This is a genomic window from Enterobacter sp. ECC-019 (assembly GCF_043974075.1).
Lineage (GTDB): Bacteria > Pseudomonadota > Gammaproteobacteria > Enterobacterales > Enterobacteriaceae > Enterobacter > Enterobacter asburiae_D.
This window is the reverse complement of record NZ_CP143759.1, coordinates 4115370-4133622: the sequence shown is the minus strand read 5'-3', so window position 1 is coordinate 4133622 and position 18253 is coordinate 4115370. Positions and strand designations below refer to the sequence as shown.

At 57.4% G+C, this 18253-nt stretch carries 17 protein-coding genes; 11 read left to right on the top strand and 6 right to left on the bottom strand.

Annotated elements, in window-relative coordinates:
• Nucleotides 1-2 precede the first annotated feature (2 nt).
• A complete protein-coding gene (gene tkt, locus V1566_RS19540; protein ID WP_395304378.1) occupies nt 3-1991 on the bottom strand; it encodes a transketolase in 1989 nt (662 codons plus the stop codon).
• Between the two features lie 19 nt (nt 1992-2010).
• Nucleotides 2011-2961, bottom strand: coding sequence for a transaldolase (tal, locus tag V1566_RS19535; protein WP_395304377.1), 951 nt, complete (start codon nt 2959-2961; stop codon nt 2011-2013).
• A gap of 246 nt (nt 2962-3207) precedes the next feature.
• On the opposite strand from tal, the gene maeB reads away from it, so the two are divergent.
• Nucleotides 3208-5487, top strand: a complete 2280-nt coding sequence (gene maeB / locus V1566_RS19530; RefSeq protein WP_126329918.1) for an NADP-dependent oxaloacetate-decarboxylating malate dehydrogenase — start codon at nt 3208-3210, stop codon at nt 5485-5487.
• Nucleotides 5488-5566: 79 nt separating this feature from the next.
• Here maeB and hemF read toward each other — a convergent pair whose 3' ends face one another.
• Together hemF and amiA are read right to left on the bottom strand one after the other, a co-directional pair.
• Nucleotides 5567-6466, bottom strand: coding sequence for an oxygen-dependent coproporphyrinogen oxidase (gene hemF, locus V1566_RS19525; RefSeq protein WP_395304376.1), 900 nt, complete (start codon nt 6464-6466; stop codon nt 5567-5569).
• Nucleotides 6466-7341: an N-acetylmuramoyl-L-alanine amidase AmiA gene (gene amiA / locus V1566_RS19520; RefSeq protein WP_023308739.1), complete on the bottom strand. Its 876-nt coding sequence runs from the start codon at nt 7339-7341 to the stop codon at nt 6466-6468. The genes hemF and amiA overlap by 1 nt, the downstream gene beginning before the upstream one ends.
• A gap of 212 nt (nt 7342-7553) precedes the next feature.
• Here amiA and V1566_RS19515 point away from each other — a divergent pair, with 212 nt between their 5' ends.
• From V1566_RS19515 to pdxK, 10 genes are all read left to right on the top strand, one after another.
• Entirely contained in the window at nt 7554-7979 is a 426-nt protein-coding gene (locus V1566_RS19515) for a GNAT family acetyltransferase (protein ID WP_032643505.1), read from the top strand.
• Nucleotides 7966-8415, top strand: coding sequence for a DUF2919 domain-containing protein (locus V1566_RS19510; RefSeq protein WP_395304375.1), 450 nt, complete (start codon nt 7966-7968; stop codon nt 8413-8415). Before V1566_RS19515 ends, V1566_RS19510 begins: the two co-directional genes overlap by 14 nt.
• A 63-nt stretch (nt 8416-8478) precedes the next feature.
• A complete protein-coding gene (locus tag V1566_RS19505) occupies nt 8479-9054 on the top strand; it encodes an RpoE-regulated lipoprotein (RefSeq protein WP_395304374.1) in 576 nt (191 codons plus the stop codon).
• 92 nt (nt 9055-9146) lie between these two features.
• Nucleotides 9147-10046 carry a Dyp-type peroxidase gene (locus V1566_RS19500; protein ID WP_395304373.1) on the top strand — a complete coding sequence of 300 codons (900 nt, stop codon included), beginning with the start codon at nt 9147-9149 and terminating at the stop codon, nt 10044-10046.
• Nucleotides 10047-10219: 173 nt separating this feature from the next.
• Nucleotides 10220-11233, top strand: coding sequence for a sulfate ABC transporter substrate-binding protein (locus tag V1566_RS19495; protein ID WP_032646709.1), 1014 nt, complete (start codon nt 10220-10222; stop codon nt 11231-11233).
• A complete protein-coding gene (gene cysT / locus V1566_RS19490; RefSeq protein ID WP_004123378.1) occupies nt 11233-12066 on the top strand; it encodes a sulfate/thiosulfate ABC transporter permease CysT in 834 nt (277 codons plus the stop codon). Before V1566_RS19495 ends, cysT begins: the two co-directional genes overlap by 1 nt.
• The gene (cysW, locus tag V1566_RS19485) at nt 12066-12941 is read left to right on the top strand and encodes a sulfate/thiosulfate ABC transporter permease CysW (protein WP_395304372.1); all 876 of its coding nucleotides are present in this window, start codon (nt 12066-12068) and stop codon (nt 12939-12941) included. The genes cysT and cysW overlap by 1 nt, the downstream gene beginning before the upstream one ends.
• Nucleotides 12931-14025 carry a sulfate/thiosulfate ABC transporter ATP-binding protein CysA gene (cysA, locus tag V1566_RS19480; RefSeq protein WP_028016164.1) on the top strand — a complete coding sequence of 365 codons (1095 nt, stop codon included), beginning with the start codon at nt 12931-12933 and terminating at the stop codon, nt 14023-14025. The genes cysW and cysA overlap by 11 nt, the downstream gene beginning before the upstream one ends.
• Before the next feature lie 118 nt (nt 14026-14143).
• Nucleotides 14144-15055: a cysteine synthase CysM gene (gene cysM / locus V1566_RS19475; RefSeq protein WP_335245328.1), complete on the top strand. Its 912-nt coding sequence runs from the start codon at nt 14144-14146 to the stop codon at nt 15053-15055.
• Nucleotides 15056-15060: 5 nt separating this feature from the next.
• On the top strand, nt 15061-15897 hold the full coding sequence (gene pdxK, locus V1566_RS19470; RefSeq protein WP_395304371.1) for a pyridoxine/pyridoxal/pyridoxamine kinase: 837 nt from the start codon (nt 15061-15063) through the stop codon (nt 15895-15897).
• A 44-nt stretch (nt 15898-15941) separates the two neighbouring features.
• Here pdxK and crr read toward each other — a convergent pair whose 3' ends face one another.
• Nucleotides 15942-16451 (bottom strand): PTS glucose transporter subunit IIA, encoded by a 510-nt coding sequence (crr, locus tag V1566_RS19465; protein WP_003861316.1) that lies wholly within the window; start codon nt 16449-16451, stop codon nt 15942-15944.
• A 40-nt stretch (nt 16452-16491) separates the two neighbouring features.
• Nucleotides 16492-18219, bottom strand: coding sequence for a phosphoenolpyruvate-protein phosphotransferase PtsI (gene ptsI, locus V1566_RS19460; protein WP_023332954.1), 1728 nt, complete (start codon nt 18217-18219; stop codon nt 16492-16494).
• Between the last annotated feature and the right edge of the window lie 34 nt (nt 18220-18253).

The following is an 18253-nucleotide window of genomic DNA, read 5'->3' as shown; positions in this document are numbered from 1 at the left end:
CACTACAGCACGCTCAGCGCCTTCTCCACCACGTTCTCAACGGTAAAGCCGAAATACGGGAACAGCTTATCGGCAGGGGCGGACTCACCGTAGCCCCGCATGCCGACAATCGCCCCTTTGAGCCCGACATACTTGTACCAGTAGTCGGCAATACCGGCTTCCACCGCTACGCGCGCCGCGACGCTCGATGGCAGGACCGATTCCCGGTACGCCTCGTCCTGGGCGTCAAAAATATCCGTTGAGGGCAGGGACACCACGCGCACGGCGTGACCTTCGGCGGTCAGTTTCTCCGCTGCTTTCACCGTGATTTCCACCTCGGAGCCGGTCGCAATGAGGATCACGTCCGGCTTGCCGCCGCTGTCTTTCAGGATGTAGCCGCCGCGGGCGATGTTTTTCACCTGCTCCGGGGTACGCTCAATCTGCGCCAGGTTCTGGCGGGACAGAATTAATGCCGTTGGGCCATTGTGGCGTTCCACCGCCAGCTTCCAGCCCACCGCCGCTTCGACCTGATCGCATGGACGCCAGGTGCTGAAGTTGGGCGTCAGGCGCAGGCTCGCCAGCTGTTCAACCGCCTGGTGCGTAGGCCCGTCTTCCCCCAGCCCGATGGAGTCGTGGGTATAGACCATAATCTGCCGCGCCTTCATTAAGGCCGCCATGCGCGCCGCGTTACGGGCGTACTCGACGAACATCAGGAAGGTGGCGGTGTACGGCACAAACCCGCCGTGATGGGCGATACCGTTGGCAATGGCGGTCATCCCGAACTCGCGCACGCCGTAGTGGATATAGTTCCCGGCAATGTCCTCTTTGAGCGATTTCGAGCCGGACCAGATCGTCAGGTTGCTTGGCGCCAGGTCCGCCGAGCCGCCGAGCAGTTCGGGCAGAAGAGGGCCGATTGCGTTCAGGGTATTTTGCGACGCCTTACGGGTGGCGATTTTCGCCGGGTTGGACTGCAGGTTTTCAATCAGCGCCTGGGTTTTATCGTCCCAGTCTTCCGGCAGACCGCCGCTCATGCGGCGGGAAAACTCGGCCGCCAGCTCCGGATGCGCTTTTTTGTAGGCGGCAAATTTATCGTTCCAGGCGTGCTGGGCTTTCTCACCGTCTTCACGGGCATCCCAGGCTCTGTAGATCTCTTTCGGGATCTCAAACGGCGGGTATTTCCAGCCCAGCTTCTGCCGGGTCAGCGCCACTTCCTCGTCACCCAGCGCCGCGCCGTGCGCCTCTTCTTTGCCCGCCTTGTTCGGCGAGCCGAAGCCGATCACCGTGCGGCAGATAATCAGGGACGGTTTGTCCTTCACGCTCTGCGCTTCCTGAATCGCTTTTTTCACCGCCTCAGGGTCGTGACCGTCGATCTCATGCACCACGTGCCAGTGGTAGGCTTCGAAGCGTTTTGCCGTGTCGTCGGTAAACCAGCCTTCGGTCTCCCCGTCGATGGAGATGCCGTTGTGATCGTAGAAGCCGATCAGCTTGCCAAGCCCCAGCGTGCCCGCCAGGGAGCAGACCTCGTGGGAGATCCCCTCCATCAGGCAGCCGTCGCCCATAAACACGTAGGTGTAGTGGTCGACAATCTCGTGGTCCGGCTGGTTAAACTGCGCCGCCAGCGTGCGTTCGGCAATCGCCAGCCCAACCGCATTGGCCAGCCCCTGACCGAGCGGCCCGGTGGTGGTTTCCACCCCGGGCGTATAGCCAATCTCCGGGTGACCCGGCGTTTTGGAGTGCAGCTGGCGGAAGTTTTTCAGCTCCTCGAGCGGCAGATCGTAGCCGGAAAGATGCAGCAGGCTGTAGAGCAGCATTGAGGCGTGACCGTTGGAGAGAATAAAGCGGTCGCGATCGTACCAGGTGGGGTCATTCGGGTTGTGCTTCAGAAAATCGTTCCACAGCACTTCGGCAATATCAGCCATGCCCATCGGCGCGCCGGGGTGGCCGGAATTGGCTTTCTGCACGGCATCCATGCTGAGGGCGCGAATGGCATTGGCTAGCTCTTTACGGGACATAGTTCACTCCGTGGCAAGGTTAAAGTTTGGCGGCGAGAAGGTCTTCAAGTTTGCGCTGGTCGACGGCGAACAGGCGGATACCTTCCGCCAGTTTTTCCACGGCCATGGCGTCCTGGTTGTGCTCCCAGCGGAACTCCGCTTCGGTCATGGTTTTCGGTTTTGGCAGAACGGTGGAGGTCGGCACCAGCTTGCGGATCACCGTTTCTTCTTTGTCCTGTAGTTCCTGGAGCAGGTTAGGGGAGATGGTCAGACGGTCGCAGCCTGCCAGGGCGAGGATCTGCTCGGTACGGCGGAAGCTGGCCCCCATCACGATGGTTTCGTAGCGGTGCTGTTTGTAGTAGTCGTAGATATTACGGACCGATTTCACGCCCGGATCCTCATCCACCACGTACGGATCCATCGGCTGTTTCGCCTGATACCAGTCGTAGATGCGCCCGACAAACGGCGAGACGAGGAACACGCCCGCTTCAGCGCAGGCGCGCGCCTGGGCAAACGAGAACAGCAGCGTCAGGTTGCAGTGGATGCCCTCTTTTTCCAGTACCTCTGCCGCGCGGATGCCTTCCCAGGTAGAGGCGAGCTTGATCAGAATGCGTGATTTATCGATCCCCTGCTCCTGGTAGAGCTCTACCAGGCGGCGAGCTTTATTAATGCTCTTTTCTTTATCGAACGAGAGACGGGCGTCGACTTCGGTCGAGACGCGTCCCGGGATGCTTTTAAGAATTTCCGCACCAAAATTCACCGCCAGCTTGTCGCTGGCTTCGGCGACCTGCTGCTCCTGCGTTTTCCCGCGCTGTTTACCATAGGCAATGGCGTCATCAATCAGATGATTAAAATGGGCAAGCCCGGCCGCTTTGAGCAGCAGCGACGGGTTGGTGGTCGCATCCTCCGGCTGATAGTGGCGAATCGACTCGATATCGCCGCTGTCTGCAACCACGGTGGTGAATTTTTTGATGCCGTCTAGCTGGTTCATAAATGATTACTCCTTGGAAATAAAAGAGTTAGATGAGTGCGTTAGTTCACACTTCTGGAAAAATCATGATGGACTTAACAAAAAAGCATAGCAGACGGGGGAGGCATTGCTTTTGAGACGGGTAACATGGCTGTTATAAATTGATAACAATTTTTAATGTGTGATGGTGAGAGTTTGGCAGCCTTCAAAGTTTATGCGCTATCCTGCGGCGATACTATCTGACCGATACGTAAAAGGAATAACAAGATGGACGATCAGTTAAAACAGAGTGCCCTCGATTTTCACGAGTTTCCGGTTCCGGGGAAAATCCAGGTCTCCCCAACCAAGCCGCTGGCAACCCAGCGCGATCTGGCGCTGGCCTATTCGCCGGGCGTCGCTGCCCCGTGTCTGGAAATCGAAAAAGACCCGCTGGCAGCCTACAAATACACCGCGCGCGGCAACCTTGTCGCCGTGATCTCTAACGGCACGGCGGTGCTGGGGCTGGGCAACATCGGTGCGCTGGCCGGCAAGCCGGTGATGGAAGGGAAGGGGGTACTGTTCAAGAAATTCGCCGGTATCGACGTGTTCGATATCGAGGTGGACGAACTCGATCCTGACAAATTCATCAACGTGGTGGCCGCGCTTGAGCCGACCTTCGGCGGGATTAACCTCGAAGACATCAAAGCGCCGGAATGTTTCTATATCGAGCAGAAGCTGCGCGAGCGTATGAACATTCCCGTGTTCCACGATGACCAGCACGGCACCGCGATTATCAGCACCGCCGCGATTCTGAACGGCCTGCGCGTGGTCGAGAAAAATCTCTCCGACGTGCGCATGGTGGTTTCTGGCGCAGGCGCCGCGGCCATCGCCTGTATGAACCTGCTGGTGGCGCTGGGTATGCAGAAACACAACATTGTGGTCTGCGACTCCAAAGGCGTTATCTATAAAGACCGCGAGCCGAACATGGCGGAAACCAAAGCGGCGTATGCGGTGGACGACGACGGCAAACGCACCCTGGACGACGTGATCGACGGCGCGGATATCTTCCTCGGTTGCTCGGGTCCGAAAGTGTTGACCCAGGAGATGGTGAAGAAGATGGCGCGTGCGCCAATGATCCTGGCCCTGGCGAACCCTGAGCCGGAAATCCTGCCGCCGCTGGCGAAAGCGGTGCGTGAAGATGCCATTATCTGTACCGGCCGTTCGGACTACCCGAACCAGGTCAACAACGTGCTCTGCTTCCCGTTCATCTTCCGCGGCGCGCTGGACGTTGGCGCAACGGCGATCAACGAAGAGATGAAGCTTGCCGCCGTTCACGCCATCGCGGAGCTGGCCCACGCCGAGCAGAGTGAAGTGGTCGCGTCTGCGTACGGCGATCAGGATCTGAGCTTCGGACCGGACTACATCATTCCAAAACCGTTCGACCCGCGTCTGATTGTCAAAATTGCTCCAGCGGTGGCCAAAGCGGCGATGGACTCCGGCGTGGCGACGCGTCCGATTCACGATTTCGACGCTTACGTCGATAAGCTCACCGAGTTTGTCTATAAAACCAACCTGTTCATGAAGCCGATCTTCTCCCAGGCGCGCGCCGACGCGAAGCGCGTCGTGCTGGCGGAAGGGGAAGAGGCGCGCGTGTTGCACGCCACCCAGGAGCTGATCACCTTAGGCCTGGCGAAACCGATCCTGATTGGTCGTCCGAGCGTGATTGAGATGCGTATCCAGAAGCTGGGCCTGCAGATTAAGCCGGGCGTCGACTTCGAGATCGTTAACAACGAATCCGATCCTCGCTTCAAAGAGTACTGGAGCGAATACTACGCGATCATGAAGCGCCGGGGGATCACCCAGGAGCAGGCGCAGAAAGCGGTGATCAGCAACACCACGGTGATCGGCGCGATCATGGTGCATCGAGGCGAGGCTGATGCGCTGATCTGCGGCACCATCGGCGATTACCACGAGCACTTTAGCGTGGTGCAGGAGATCTTCGGCTATCGCGACGGCGTCCATACCGCCGGGGCGATGAACGCGCTGCTGCTGCCGAGCGGCAACACCTTTATTGCTGACACCTACGTTAACGACGATCCGACCCCGGACGAGCTGGCGGAGATCACCGTAATGGCCGCCGAGACCGTGCGTCGCTTTGGTATCGAGCCGAAGGTGGCGCTGCTGTCGCACTCTAACTTTGGTTCGTCTAAATCAGCGGCGGCCTGCAAAATGCGCCAGACGCTGGAGCTGGTGCGCGAGCGTGCGCCGGAGCTGATGATTGACGGGGAGATGCACGGCGACGCCGCGCTGGTGGAGAGCATCCGTAACGAACGTATGCCGGACAGCCCGCTGAAGGGATCGGCGAACATACTGATTATGCCGAACGTGGAAGCGGCGCGTATCAGCTATAACCTGCTGCGCGTTTCCAGCTCTGAAGGGGTAACCGTAGGACCGGTACTGATGGGCGTGGCGAAACCGGTGCATGTGTTAACGCCGATTGCCTCCGTGCGTCGTATCGTGAACATGGTGGCGCTGGCGGTGGTTGAGGCGCAGACGCAGCCGCTGTAAGCGCGTGGTGTCGGGTGGCGCGCTCGCTTACCCGACCTACGGGTTGTGTAGGCCGGATAAGCGCAGCGCCATCCGGCAGTTACACCCAGTCCCGAACCTGAATAAATTCACGCAAGGCAGCCTCCGGGCTGCCTTCTTTTGGTTCGTAGCAGTACTCCCAGCGCACCAGCGGCGGCATCGACATCAGAATCGACTCCGTGCGCCCGCCGGTCTGCAGGCCGAACAGCGTCCCGCGATCCCACACCAGGTTGAACTCCACGTAGCGCCCGCGGCGGTAAAGCTGGAACTCACGCTCGCGCACGCCGTAGTCGGTGTTTTTACGGCGCTCGACGATGGGCAGATACGCGTCGGTATAGCCTTCTCCTACCGTGCGCATAAAGCTGAACGCGGTATCAAAATCTGGCGTGTTGAGATCGTCAAAGAACAGCCCGCCGATGCCGCGCTGCTCGTCGCGGTGCTTCAGATAAAAGTAGTCATCGCACCACTTTTTGAATTTCGGGTAGACCTCTTCGCCAAACGGCAGGCAAAGATCCCGCGCGGTGGTATGCCAGTGCACGGCATCCTCTTCGAAACCGTAGTAGGGCGTTAAATCGAAACCGCCGCCGAACCACCAGACCGGGTCGGCGCCCGGTTTTTCCGCAATGAAAAAGCGCACGTTGGCGTGGCTGGTGGGCACAAACGGGTTGTGCGGATGCACCACCAGCGAGACGCCCATCGCCTCGAAGCTGCGGCCCGCCAGCTCAGGACGATGTGCCGTCGCAGACGCGGGCATGGCGTCGCCGTGAACGTGGGAAAAATTGACGCCCGCCTGTTCGAAGATGCCGCCGTTTCGCAGCACGCGGCTGCGCCCGCCGCCCCCGGCCTCGCGCTGCCAGTTATCTTCCTGAAATTCACCGCCGTCTGCGGCGGTCAGTTTCTGGCAGATCTCATCCTGCAGCTGCAGCAGGAAGGTTTTTACCAGTTGAGCATCGGGTTTCATCAACGTTTCCTGGAGTGCGCTTTTTGGTTATCGAACCAGTTGAAGTAACTGATAATGCCGGAGGCGATGGCGTTGGCGATCTTCTGACGAAACGCCGTGGTGCCGAGGAGTCGCTCTTCTTCCGGGTTAGTAATGAAGGAGGTTTCCACCAGCACGGACGGGATGGACGGTGATTTCAGGACCACGAACGCCGCCTGCTCGGTGCCTTTGCTGTGCAGACGATGCACCGGCTTAATCTTCTTCAGAATATGCGAGCCGAGCGTCAGGCTGTTTTTGATCGTATCCGTCTGCACGAGGTCGAACAGCACCTGCTGTAGCAGATGATCTTTGTCAGTGGCTTTCTTCCCGGCGACTTCATCCGCCCGGTTTTCGCGGTCGGAGAGGTATTTTGCCATGGCGCTACTGGCGCCACGGTTGGAAAGCGCAAACACCGAGGCACCGGCCGCAGAAGGGTTGGTAAAGCCGTCGGCGTGAATCGACATAAACAGATCCGCCCCGTGCTGGTGGGCGATCTCAACGCGGTCATACAGCGGAATGAAGGTATCGCCAGAGCGCGTCAGACGGGCGTCAATGCCGTTACTGCGTAAAATTGCGCGCACATTTTTTGCAATTGCCAGCACGACGTGTTTTTCTTTCGACCCGTTTTTGCCGATGGCGCCGGTATCAATACCGCCGTGGCCCGGGTCGAGCATCACCAGACGCTTCGCGCCCGGCTTTTTGGTTTTCGGTTTGCTGTGTCCGTTACTGGTTTTGAGCGTGCTCTCGTCTTTCGCCTGAGCCTGCTTTGCGATGCCCGTTAACGTTAAGGCCGCCAGCCCCGCTTTGAGAACCTGACGACGCGATGTGAGTGCTTTTAATGGTTTGAATGTGCTCATGCGGCCTGAATACTAAAAAAAGGGGTCCTGGTGTTATATCGTATCGTGTTTCCCGTTACGACAGTCCATATTGAGAATTGTTTTACTTTTCATTTCAATACGTGACAAAGTGACATTATGCCAAATTTTGGCGAGATTTTCCCCGGTTATTGGCTAAAGGCGTGCTTCGCGCCATAATCACTGTTTTTAAACCCGAAAAGGCGGTTAAGACCATGGAGATACGCGTTTTTCGCCAGGAAGATTTCGAAGAGGTGATCACCCTTTGGGAGCGCTGCGATCTGCTGCGTCCGTGGAACGATCCGGAAATGGATATCGAACGTAAGGTGAATCACGACGTCAGTCTGTTTCTGGTCGCGGAAGTCAACGGTGAGGTTGTGGGGACGGTAATGGGCGGTTACGACGGCCACCGCGGCTCGGCCTATTATCTGGGCGTCCACCCGGAATACCGTGGCCGCGGCATTGCCAATGCGCTGCTGAACCGACTCGAGAAGAAGCTGATCGCCCGCGGCTGCCCAAAAATCCAGATCATGGTGCGGGAAGATAACGACGTGGTGCTGGGCATGTATGAGCGTCTGGGCTATGAACACGCTGACGTGCTGAGTTTAGGAAAGCGTCTGATCGAAGATGAAGAGTACTGAGATCCACCCGGCAGACTATGACGCGCAGGGCCGCGTCAGGCTGCCCTTTTTATTCTGGTGCGTTCTGCTGCTGCAGGCCCGGACCTGGGTGCTGTTTGTGATGGCCGCCGCGTCGCGCGGGCAGGGCGACACGCTGCTGACTCTCTTTTATCCCGATCACGACGCCTTCTGGCTCGGCTTGCTGCCGGGCGTACCGGCGGTGGTCGCTTTTTTATGCAGCGGAAGACGGCATGCGATCCCACGTTTTTGGCGCGCGCTTCGCTGGCTGCTGATCCTCGCCCAGGTTGCGCTGCTCTTCTGGCAGCCGGTACTCTGGTGGTACGGTGAATCGCTGACGGGCACCGGCGTTGCGCTGGTGGTTGCCGATATTGTGGCCCTGCTGTGGCTGCTGACCAACCCGCGTCTTCGCGCCTGTTTTGCGCATCAGGATGATTAATCCGGCACTTTTTGCCGATGTCGCACTCCAACAAGCGTTGATTTAACAAGAAAGGACGTTTCAATGAAATCGCTGCGTTTACTTTTATGCGCTCTCCCGCTGGCGTTGACCGGCTGTTCGACGCTCTCCTCCATTAACTGGTCCGCCGCGTATCCGTGGAACTGGTTTGGCTCATCAACGGAAGTGACCGAGCAGGGCGTGGGGAAAATTACCGCCGCGACGGCGCTGGATCAGAATGCTATTCAGGATGCGCTCAGCAGCGATTACCGTCTGCGCAGCGGCATGAAAACGGAGAATGGCAATATCGTTCGCTATTACGAAGCGCTGAAGGGCGACAAGCTGGCGCTGGTGATCAACGGTGACAAAGGCACGGTAAACCGAATTGCCGTGATGGATGAAGATATTCCGACGGCGAGCGGTGTAAAAGTGGGCACGCCGTTTAGCGAACTTTATAAGCAGGCCTTTGGCAACTGCACCAGCGTGCCGTCTGACGACAAGGTCGCGGTGGAATGTAAGGCTGAAGGCAGCCAGCACATCAGCTATATCTTCACCGGAACCTGGAGCGGACCGGAAGGACTGATGCCGTCTGACGACACGCTTAAGAGCTGGAAAGTGAGCAAAATACTCTGGAAGCAGTAATTTGCGCCTGAACAAACCGCCTCGCTGAAATCCGGGTATAATACCCGCCATCAATGCCACGCTGACGTGGCATCTTTATTTCAGGAGGAGCGATGTCTCAGGTTCAGAGTGGCATTTTGCCAGAACATTGCCGCGCGGCGATTTGGATTGAAGCCAATGTTAAAGGGGACGTGGATGCCCTGCGTGCGGCCAGTAAAGCGTTTGTTGATAAGCTGGCCACCTTCCAGGCCAAATTCCCGGAAGCCCACCTCGGCGCCGTTGTTGCCTTTGGCAATAACGTCTGGCGTCAGCTGAGCGGTGGCGAAGGGGCGGAAGAGCTCAAAGACTTCGTCCCTTACGGCAAAGGTCTGGCTCCGGCGACCCAATACGACGTGCTGATCCACATTCTCTCCCTGCGTCACGACGTGAACTTTTCCGTTGCCCAGGCGGCGGTAGCGGCCTTTGGCGACTGCATTGAGGTACAGGAAGAGGTTCACGGCTTCCGCTGGGTGGAAGAGCGCGATCTGAGCGGCTTCGTCGACGGGACGGAAAACCCGGCAGGCGAAGAGACGCGTCGCGACGTGGCGGTGATCAAAGACGGTGTGGACGCGGGCGGCAGCTACGTGTTCGTGCAGCGCTGGGAGCACAACCTCAAGCAGCTTAACCGCATGAGCGTGCACGACCAGGAGATGATGATTGGCCGAACCAAAGAAGCCAACGAAGAGATCGACGGCGACGACCGTCCCGTTACCTCTCACCTGACCCGCGTTGACCTCAAAGAAGACGGCAAAGGGCTGAAGATTGTTCGCCAGAGCCTGCCGTACGGTACCGCCAGCGGCACGCACGGCCTTTACTTCTGCGCCTACTGCGCGCGCCTCTATAACATTGAGCAGCAGCTGCTGAGCATGTTCGGCGATACCGACGGCAAGCGCGACGCCATGCTGCGCTTCACCAAACCGGTGACCGGCGGCTACTACTTTGCGCCGTCCGTTGAGCGTCTGCTGGCGCTTTAATGGCCTTTCTCCCTCTCCCTGTGGGAGAGGGCCGGGGTGAGGGCATCAGGCCGCACCCCTTATTCCCTTTTCTGCTTCTAAATCACCAAACGGTATATAAAACCGTTACTCCTTTCATCCCCGTTATAAATATTATGACTATAAGATAGTCATCACATTTATAAGGGTGCGCAATGGCCGTTACTGTACTGAAAAAAGGAACTCTGGCGCTGGCAGGTTTACTGCTGGTGGCACAGGCGCAGGCGACTGAACTGTTAAACAGTTCGTATGACGTCTCCCGCGAGCTGTTTGCCGCCCTTAACCCACCGTTCGAACAGCAGTGGGCGAAAGACAATAACGGCGACAAGCTGACCATCAAGCAGTCCCACGCCGGGTCGTCCAAGCAGGCGCTGGCGATTTTGCAGGGCCTGAAAGCGGATGTGGTGACCTACAACCAGGTGACTGACGTGCAGATCCTGCACGACAAAGGCAAGCTGCTTCCGGCCGACTGGCAGAGCCGACTGCCAAACAACAGCTCGCCGTTCTATTCCACCATGGGCTTCCTGGTGCGTAAGGGCAACCCGAAGAATATCCACGACTGGAGCGACCTGGTGCGTTCCGACGTGAAGCTGATTTTCCCGAACCCAAAAACCTCCGGTAACGCGCGTTATACCTATTTAGCGGCGTGGGGCGCTGCGGATAAGGCTGACGGTAATGATAAGGCCAAGACCGAGCAGTTCATGACCCAGTTCCTGAAAAACGTCGAAGTGTTTGATACCGGCGGCCGTGGGGCGACCACCACCTTCGCAGAACGCGGTCTCGGCGATGTGCTCATCAGCTTTGAATCGGAAGTGAATAACATCCGTAAACAGTACGAAGCGCAGGGCTTTGAGGTCGTTATCCCGAAAACCAACATCCTGGCCGAGTTCCCGGTGGCGTGGGTGGATAAAAACGTGCAGGCAAACGGTACCGAGAAAGCGGCAAAAGCCTATCTCAACTACCTGTACAGCCCGCAGGCGCAGACCATCATTACTGATTACTACTACCGCGTGAATAACCCGGACGTGATGAACAAACTGAAAGACAAATTCCCGCAGACTGCACTGTTCCGCGTGGAAGATCATTTCGGCTCCTGGCCTGATGTGATGAAAACGCATTTTGCCAGCGGCGGTGAGTTAGACAAATTGCTGGCGGCGGGGCATAAGTAATGTTTGCAGTTTCGACAAAACGCGTGCTGCCGGGCTTTACCTTAAGCCTCGGGACCAGCCTGCTGTTCGTCTGCCTGATCCTGCTGTTGCCGCTCAGCGCGCTGGTGATGCAACTTGCGCAGATGAGCTGGGCGCAGTACTGGGACGTGGTCACCAACCCACAGGTGGTGGCGGCCTATAAGGTGACGCTGTTGTCGGCGTTTGTCGCCTCCATTTTTAACGGCGTGTTTGGCCTGCTGATGGCGTGGATCTTAACTCGCTATCGCTTCCCGGGCCGCACGCTGCTTGACGCCCTGATGGATCTGCCGTTTGCGCTGCCGACGGCGGTGGCGGGCTTAACCCTCGCATCGCTCTTCTCCGTCAACGGGCTGTACGGTGAGTGGCTGGCGAAATTTGACATCAAAGTGACCTACACCTGGCTCGGTATCGCGGTGGCGATGGCCTTTACCAGCATCCCGTTTGTGGTCCGTACCGTGCAGCCGGTGCTGGAAGAGTTGGGTCCGGAATACGAAGAAGCGGCGGAAACGCTGGGCGCTACGCGCTGGCAGAGCTTCCGCAAGGTGGTTCTGCCGGAGCTCTCTCCGGCGCTGATGGCGGGTGTTGCGCTGTCGTTTACCCGCAGCCTCGGTGAGTTCGGCGCGGTGATTTTTATCGCCGGGAACATCGCCTGGAAAACTGAAGTCACCTCGCTGATGATTTTCATCCGTTTGCAGGAGTTTGATTATCCGGCGGCGAGCGCAATTGCCTCGGTGATCCTTGCAGCCTCGCTGCTGCTGCTGTACTCGATTAACACTCTGCAAAGTCGCTTTGGTCGACGTGTGGTAGGTCACTGATGGCGGAAGTTACGCAATTGAAGCGATACGATACACCCCGCATCAACTGGGGTAAGTGGTTTCTGATTGGCGTGGGTGTGCTGGTTTCCGGCCTCATCCTCGTCGTGCCGACGATTTATATCTTCGTTCAGGCGTTCAGCAAGGGCCTGATGCCCGCGCTGGAGAACCTGGCAGATCCGGATATGCTGCATGCCATCTGGCTGACCGTACTGATTGCGTTGATCACCGTGCCGGTGAACCTCGTGTTCGGGACCCTGTTGGCCTGGCTGGTGACCCGCTTCAACTTCCCGGGACGTCAGCTGCTGCTGACCCTGCTGGATATTCCTTTCGCCGTATCGCCGGTGGTGGCGGGTCTGGTGTACCTGCTCTTTTACGGCTCCAACGGCCCATTGGGCGGCTGGCTGGACGAGCATAACCTGCAGATCATGTTCGCCTGGCCGGGCATGGTGCTGGTCACCATTTTCGTGACCTGTCCGTTTGTGGTGCGTGAGCTGGTGCCGGTGATGTTAAGCCAGGGGAGCAACGAAGACGAAGCGGCGGTGCTGCTGGGCGCGTCAGGCTGGCAGATGTTCCGTCGCGTGACGCTGCCAAATATCCGCTGGGCGCTGCTTTACGGCGTGGTGCTGACCAACGCCCGCGCGATTGGCGAGTTCGGTGCCGTTTCCGTCGTCTCCGGCTCCATCCGGGGTGAAACCCTGTCGCTGCCGCTACAGATTGAGCTGCTGCAGCAGGACTACAACACCATCGGCTCGTTTACTGCCGCAGCGTTGCTGACGCTGATGGCCATTTTGACCCTGTTTTTGAAGAGTGTGGTGCAGTGGCGTTTAGAAAATCAGGAAAAACGTCAGCATCAGGAGGGAAATCATGAGCATTGAGATTGCCAATATTAAGAAGTCTTTTGGTCGCACCCAGGTGCTGAATGATATCTCGCTGGATATCCCTTCCGGACAAATGGTGGCGCTACTGGGGCCGTCTGGCTCGGGTAAAACCACGCTGCTGCGTATTATCGCCGGGCTTGAGCATCAGACCAGCGGGCACATCCGCTTTCACGGCACCGACGTTAGCCGCCTGCATGCCCGCGATCGTAAAGTAGGTTTTGTGTTCCAGCATTACGCGCTGTTCCGCCACATGACCGTGTTCGACAACATCGCGTTTGGCCTGACCGTGCTGCCGCGTCGCGAGCGCCCGGATGCGGCAACCATTAAGGCGAAAGTGACCAAACTGCTGGAGATGGTGCAGCTGGCTCACCTGGCGGACCGTTTCCCGGCCCAACTGTCCGGCGGGCAGAAACAGCGTGTGGCGCTGGCGCGCGCGCTGGCCGTTGAGCCGCAAATTCTGCTGCTGGATGAACCCTTCGGCGCGCTGGATGCGCAGGTGCGTAAAGAACTTCGTCGCTGGCTGCGTCAGCTCCATGAAGAGCTGAAATTCACCAGCGTCTTCGTGACCCACGATCAGGAAGAGGCGATGGAAGTCGCGGACCGTGTCGTGGTCATGAGCCAGGGCAACATTGAGCAGGTTGACGAGCCGGAGCAGCTCTGGCGTGAACCGGCGACCCGCTTCGTGCTGGAGTTTATGGGTGAGGTGAACCGTCTGCAGGGCACCATTCGCGGCGGACAATTCCACGTGGGGGCGCACCGCTGGCCGCTGGGCTATACCTCCGCGCACCAGGGGCCGGTCGATCTGTTCCTGCGTCCGTGGGAAGTGGACGTGAGCCGCCGAACCAGCCTGGATTCACCGCTGCCGGTACAGGTGCTGGAAGCTAGCCCTAAAGGTCACTACACCCAATTGGTGGTACAGCCGCTGGGCTGGTATACCGAGCCGCTGACCGTGGTGATGCGTGACGAAGAGCCGCCGCACCGGGGTGAGCGCCTGTTTGTTGGGCTTCAGCATGCCCGCATTTATCACGGGAAGGAGCGCATCGAGACGCGCGAGGATATTGCTCTGGCGGAGTCAGCCTGATAGGTTATTAGGATGTTTATCGCCCGGTGGCGCTGCGCTGACCGGGCCTACAATTATCACTGCGTCTTGTAGGCCGGGATCGCTGCGCGCCACCCGGCTTTTTTATTGAGTAAAAATCGTGAATACACTCGAACATACCATCGGCAACACTCCTCTGGTCAAGCTTCAGCGCATGGGGCCGGACAACGGCAGCGAAATCTGGGTCAAACTCGAAGGCAATAACCCGGCGGGGTCGGTGAAAGACCGCGCGGCGCTGTCGATGATTGTCCAGGCCGAAAAACGCGGAGAAATCAAGCCAGGCGATGTGCTGATTGAGGCCACCAGCGGCAACACCGGTATCGCTCTGGCGATGATCGCCGCGCTGAAAGGCTACCGCATGAAGCTGCTGATGCCGGACAACATGAGCCAGGAGCGGCGCGCCGCGATGCGTGCCTACGGGGCAGAGCTGATTCTGGTGACCAAAGAGCAGGGAATGGAAGGCGCGCGCGACTTAGCGTTAGAAATGGCCGAGCGCGGCGAAGGTAAACTGCTCGATCAGTTCAACAATCCGGACAACCCTTACGCGCACTACACCACCACTGGCCCGGAAATCTGGCAGCAAACCGACGGGCGTATCACCCATTTTGTCTCCAGCATGGGTACCACTGGCACCATTACCGGGGTATCGCGTTTTCTGCGCGAGCAGGAAAAAACCGTCACCATTGTTGGTCTGCAACCGGAAGAGGGGAGCAGCATCCCGGGCATTCGCCGCTGGCCTGCGGAGTATATGCCCGGCATCTTTAATGCACAGCTTGTGGACCAGGTGCTGGATCTTCACCAGCGCGAGGCGGAAAATACCATGCGTGAGCTGGCCGTGCGCGAGGGTATCTTCTGCGGCGTCAGCTCGGGCGGCGCGGTAGCGGGTGCGATTCGGGTGGCGCAGGCAAACCCGGGAGCCGTAGTGGTGGCGATTATTTGCGATCGCGGCGATCGCTATTTGTCTACCGGCGTCTTTGGTGAAGAGAGTTATTCGCAGGGGGCGGGGATTTAAGCGTCATGGAGATGATTCTATTCCGGGATAATACACGGGCGCAGCAAACCGACATTGTCGCCGTGCAGTCGCAGGTGGTTTACGGCAGCGTGGGGAACAGCATTGCGGTACCGAATATTCGTACCCACAGGCTAAACGTTACCGCCGTGCCGACGGTACTGTTTAGCAACACGCCGCACTACGACACGTTTTATGGTGGAGTGATCCCCGACGAGTGGTTCACCGGCTACCTTAAGGCGCTGGAAGAGCGTGAGATCTTGCGCGAGCTTAAGGCGGTCACTACCGGCTATATGGGCAGCGCCAGCCAGATCGTACTGCTGGCGCAGTGGCTGAAGGCGGTCAAAGCGCAGCATCCTGACCTGCTGGTGCTGGTCGACCCGGTTATCGGCGATATCGACAGCGGTATGTACGTGAAGCCCGAGATCCCGCAAGCGTATCGGGAGCACCTGCTGCCGCTGGCGCAGGGGATTACGCCAAACGTCTATGAGCTGGAAGTGTTGAGCGGCAAACCGTGTCGCACGCCGGAAAGCGCCATTGTGGCGGCACAGGGATTGCTCTCCGACACCCTGAAATGGGTGGCAATCACCAGCGCGCCGGTCGCTGACGACCCGGAAAACATCCACGTGGTGCTGGTGACGAATGAGGGCGTGACCGTCAGCGCGCACCCGCGCGTTGAAACCGATCTGAAAGGGACGGGCGACCTGTTCTGTTCAGAGCTGGTGAGCGGAATTGTAGAGGGGAAAACCGTTGCTGATGCCATTCGCATGGCCGGCGATCGGGTGACTGACGTGATGCTTTATACCCAGTCGAAAGGTTACGACGAGCTTATCCTCCCCGCATAAACAAAAATGGCGCCCGAAGGCGCCATTTTTCTGTGCGGCAAGAATTACTTCTTGATGCGGATAACCGGGGTTTCACCCACGGTGACGCTGCCAGACAGTTTGATCAGTTCTTTGATTTCGTCCATGTTGGAGATAACAACCGGTGTCAGGGTAGACTTGGCTTTTTCTTCCAGCAGTGGCAGATCGAATTCAATCACCGGGTCGCCAACTTTAACACGCTGGCCTTCTTCCGCGATACGTTTGAAGCCTTCGCCTTTCAGTTCAACGGTGTCGATACCGAAGTGAACGAACAGTTCGATACCGCTATCAGATTCGATAGAGAACGCATGGTTGGTTTCAAAAATTTTACCGATGGTGCCGTCAACTGGAGCAACCATTTTGTTGCCAGTTGGTTTGATAGCAATGCCATCACCAACGATTTTCTCAGCAAACACTACATCCGGCACGTCTTCGATGTTGACGATCTCGCCGGAGAGCGGAGCAACAATCTCAATAGTTCCGGAGTCTTTTTTATCATCAGAAACCAGAGATTTCAGTTTATCGAACAAACCCATGATCTTCTCCTAAGCAGTAAATTGGGCCGCATCTCGTGGATTAGCAGATTGTTTTTTCTTCAATGAACTTGTTAACCAGCGTCATTAACTCGTCCGTTGTCGGTTGAGCAAGAGCCTGCTCTGCTAATACCTTCGCATCTTCGAAGTTCGTGTTACGGATAATCTTCTTAATGCGCGGGATGGAAATGGCGCTCATAGAGAATTCGTCCAGACCCATACCCAGCAACAGAAGTGTAGCACGTTCGTCGCCTGCAAGCTCACCACACATGCCAGTCCATTTACCTTCTGCATGAGAAGCATCAATAACTTGCTTGATCAAGTTCAGTACGGACGGTGACATTGGCTGGTAGAGATGTGAAATCATATCATTACCACGGTCAACTGCCAGGGTGTACTGCGTTAAATCATTGGTGCCGATACTAAAGAAATCAACTTCTTTGGCTAAATGACGCGCAATGGTCGCCGCCGCAGGTGTTTCCACCATCACGCCGATCTCGATTGACTCGTCAAACGCTTTACCTTCGTCGCGCAGTTCCTGTTTGTAGATTTCAATCTCTTTCTTCAGTGCACGCACTTCTTCAACAGAGATGATCATCGGGAACATGATGCGCAGTTTACCGAAAGCAGAGGCACGCAGGATAGCGCGAACCTGGTCACGCAGGATCTCTTTACGATCCATCGCGATGCGGATTGCACGCCAGCCCAGGAACGGGTTCTCTTCTTTCGGGAAGTTCATGTACGGCAGCTCTTTGTCGCCACCGATGTCCATGGTACGGACGATAACCGCCTGAGAGCCACACGCTTCAGCCACGGCTTTATAAGCAGCAAACTGCTCTTCTTCCGTTGGCAGCGCGTCGCGGTCCATGAACAGGAATTCTGTACGATAGAGACCTACGCCTTCCGCACCGTTGCGCTCAGCGCCATCAACGTCGCGGACGGTACCGATGTTTGCGCACACTTCTACCTGATGGCCGTCCAGGGTGATGGCTGGCAGGTCTTTCAGCTTAGCGAGTTCGGCTTTTTCAGTCGCAACCTGCTCCTGAACCGCGCGCAGTTTGTCGATCTCTTCATTGGTTGGGTTGACGTAAACCAGATTGTTTACGGCATCCAGAATCAGATAGTCGCCGTTTTTCACCTGAGAGGTGACGCTACCGGTACCCACGATGGCAGGCAGTTCCAGAGAGCGCGCCATGATAGAGGTGTGGGAGGTACGGCCACCCGCGTCGGTGATGAAACCGAGGACCTTTTTCAGGTTCAGCTGTGCGGTTTCAGACGGGGTGAGGTCAGCGGCAACCAGGATCACTTCATCCTGAATCGCGCTCAGGTCGATGATGGCCAGACCCAGGATGTTGCGCAGCAGGCGCTTACCGATGTCACGTACGTCAGCCGCACGCTCTTTCAGGTATTCATCATCCAGTTCTTCCAGGGCAGTTGCCTGACCTTCGATAACTTCATGCGCAGCCGCGTCGGCCGTCATGCCTTTATCTTTAATCAGGGCTATGATTTCCTGCTCCAGCTCCTCATCTTCGAGCAGCATGATGTGCCCTTCGAAGATGGCTTCTTTTTCTTCACCGAAAGTTTCGCCAGCTTTAGTTTTGATTGCTTCCAGTTGCGCAGATGCCTTGGCACGACCGCTCAGAAAACGTTCAACTTCCTGATCAACCTTGTCGGCAGAAATTTTTTTCCGGTCGATGACGATCTCGTCTTCTTTCAGCAGCAGTGCTTTGCCGAAAGCGATACCCGGGGATGCTAAAATGCCTGAAATCATAACCCTACCTTACTTGTGACTGATATTTAAAAGA